The sequence below is a fragment of the Thauera phenolivorans genome, from assembly GCF_001696715.1.
In the GTDB taxonomy this organism is placed as follows: domain Bacteria; phylum Pseudomonadota; class Gammaproteobacteria; order Burkholderiales; family Rhodocyclaceae; genus Thauera; species Thauera phenolivorans.
Genome location: NZ_MBFM01000009.1, coordinates 1 through 2,273 on the forward strand (window position 1 = coordinate 1; position 2,273 = coordinate 2,273).

The window sequence follows — 2,273 nt, forward strand, 5'->3', positions numbered from 1 at the left end:
TGTAGTGGCATTTTTGAAAGTGCGCTCTAGCAAAAACAAGCACTTGCGAGCGTAACTGTCGAACTCGGGTGTACATGAAGATGCGACCGAGCTGGTGGCGTTGGGCCTTGTCGAGCGAAACGAAGCCGGTGCGCTGCGCTGTCCGTTCGTCGACATCCATGTCGACACGCACATGGCCGCTGCGGCCTGACGAGTTCGACGAACTGCGTGGACCGGATGTTCGTGACGACTGATCACGGGCAGGTCGTCGGCCTGCCCTGACGCTCGCCATCTGCCTCGACTCGCGATCAACGGCAGCTATGCGGAGGCGGTTTCCAATAGCGGCAGGCGGCCATCAGCGGACGCAGGGAGGACTTTCCGCAACCGGCCGTTCGATGCGGCACCGATGGCCTTCGCGCAGGGGTAGTGAATCCGCCAGGATTGACTTGCGCTGCCCTACCTCTCACTAGTGAGGGGCGGCAGCGCATCAAGCGGTGAGCGCACTCCGGCACCGCCAACTTTCAGCACATGCGTGTAAATCATCGTCGTAGAGACGTCGGAATGGCCGAGCAGATCCTGCACGGTTCGAATGTCGTAACCGCTGCGGAGCAAGGCCGTCGCGAACGAGTGGCGGAGGGTGTGCGGTGTGGCGGGCTTCGTGATGCCTGCTTGTTCTACGGCACGTTTGAAGGCGCGCTGAAAGGTCTGGTCATACATGTGATGGCGACGCACGACACCGCTCCGTGGATCGGTCGAATGCGTGTGCTGCGCAAAAACCCAGAACCACGGCCAGGAATGCCCGGCGCGCGGATACTTCCGCTCAAGGGCGTCGGGAAGCGCAACGCCGCTGCGGCCCTCGGCCTGGTCCTTCAGCCACCATGCCCGTGCACGCGACAGCTGCTCGCGCAGGCTGGGTGCCAAGCTCTCGGGTAACATCAAGGCCCGATCCTTGGAGCCCTTGCCCTCCCGCACGATGATCGTGCCGTGATCGAAATCCAGATCCTTGACCCGCAGTTGCAAACCCTCACTGATCCGCATGCCCGTTCCATACAGAAGCTGGGCGAACAAACGATGCTCGCCTTCCAGAAAACCGAGGGTGCGAACCACTTCTCCGGGGTCAGCACCACCGGCAAGCGCCGCGACGGACGAGGTCTTCCGATCTCCTGAAGCCAGGGCAGATCCGTGCACAGCACCTTGCCGTAGAAGAACAGCAAGGCCGCCAATGCCTGACGATGCGTGGAGACCGAAACCTTGCGCTCGTTCGCCAGCCAGGACAGAAATGCCTCGACTTCGCTGCTGCCCAAGGTTGCCGGGTGACGCACACCGTGGAAACGGATGAAGGCACGAACCCAGTGGACATACGCCTGTTCGGTTCGTAAGCTGTAATGCAAGTAGCGTATGCGCTCACGCAACTGGTCCAGAACCTTGACCGAACGCAGCGGTGGTAACGGTGCAGTGGCGGTTTTCATGGCTTGTTATGACTGTTTTTTTGTACAGTCTATTCCTCCGGCATCCAAGCGGCAAGCGCGTTATGCCGTGGGTCGATGTGTGATGTTATGGAGCAGCAACGATGTTACGCAGCAGGGCAGTCGCCCTAAAACAAAGTTAGCCATCATATTCACGCCATTTCGAATTCGCCGAATGAAATACGCCAGAACATTTCTCCTAGCTTTTCTCCTCGCAGCAATTGCAGGCTATCTTTCGCATGCCGCTTTAGGCACAAGTCTTCCAAATCTTATTCAGGTTGGAATTGAGAAATACACGCAATCGAAGACAGCAGCGAAGTCATTTCCCATCTCTATATATTTATTATTGATGGCCTCAGCACTCACGCAGCTGCTCATTAGCTTCAAGGTTTCCCCAAGATTGATGCAGATCGCAACAGAAAAAGCTCTCGGAAGAGTGCTGAAAGTTGGAGGCGCGTTCATCGGAGTAATAGCTGGAATGACGGCTGCCTTCTATCAGGCAGGAAACTCGACAGAAGTGCAAGCGGGGGTTGGACTCATTCTTATGGTCGCGACATTTATGATCGCCCCAATCCTTATTGCTATGTCGCTGCGTCTTCTTTCCGAAGACGACCCAAATCCCGGGAGAGCCAAGGTTCTACGATGGACCATTCGCATTTGCTGCGCTGGGATCATGTTGATTGCTGCTTATGGGATTGTAGATGAGGCCAATAAAAACATTGGAGCGCCAAAGCAACAAACATCCACACTGGGAAACCAGGGCGATCGCACCGACATTGCATACCCATATGACGTAAACGGTTTACGATCATGCACTTAGAGACCCCC

At 56.6% G+C, this 2,273-nt stretch carries 1 protein-coding gene and 1 pseudogene; one reads left to right on the top strand and one right to left on the bottom strand.

Translation table 11 applies throughout. The features are described 5' to 3' along the window. Positions 1-435: 435 nt before the first annotated feature. Positions 436-1,448: pseudogene (intI1, locus tag BB334_RS17270) on the bottom strand (class 1 integron integrase IntI1). Here intI1 and BB334_RS18320 point away from each other — a divergent pair. Further along, positions 1,405-2,265, top strand: coding sequence for a hypothetical protein (locus tag BB334_RS18320; RefSeq protein WP_198531294.1), 861 nt, complete (start codon positions 1,405-1,407; stop codon positions 2,263-2,265). The pseudogene intI1 and the gene BB334_RS18320 overlap by 44 nt on opposite strands. Positions 2,266-2,273: the final 8 nt, after the last annotated feature.